Origin of the sequence: Brevibacterium sp. SIMBA_078 (assembly GCF_046534565.1) — a bacterium.
Classification (GTDB): domain Bacteria; phylum Actinomycetota; class Actinomycetes; order Actinomycetales; family Brevibacteriaceae; genus Brevibacterium.
This window is the reverse complement of sequence record NZ_JAWRYQ010000030.1, coordinates 1-433: the sequence shown is the minus strand read 5'-3', so window position 1 is coordinate 433 and position 433 is coordinate 1. Positions and strand designations below refer to the sequence as shown.

Below are 433 nucleotides of genomic sequence, written 5' to 3'. Positions count from 1 at the left end.
GGTCGATTGGATGATTTGAAAAAGACAGCATTTGAAGCGCAGGCGGTTGATCAGATCGAAGAACGAGTGAAAGAGAAGGGTTTTTTGACTAAAACTGTTCAGCTGAATAGAGAAGATTTTGAGCAGGTGAAAAGCCTTGCTAAAGCGGGCGAGGTGTTTCGAAAGGACAATAATAGTTTAGAAAATGAGTTGGTACGTGAACGCAACCGAACAAAAGAATTGTCTAAAGAGAATGATCGTTTGAAAAGCGAAAACAGGAGTTTGAAAGCTGAAAAGAAAGAACTTGAAACAGAGAATCGCTTCTTAAAGCGTTCAATTAGTGCTTTCTTGACCTTTTTCGGAGAAAAGCAAAAAGAGTATAGAGCTTTGCTCGGTTATGCAAAAGCTCATATTCTCAACAAAATGAACTTGAAAATCACTGAAAAATACTTTG

Annotated in this window: 1 protein-coding gene; it reads left to right on the top strand. The window is 37.9% G+C overall.

All coding sequences use genetic code 11. From position 1 onward, the window contains the following. Positions 1–433, top strand: a 433-nt coding sequence (locus SB749_RS18720; protein ID WP_410711624.1) for a hypothetical protein, incomplete at both ends; no start/stop codon positions are given.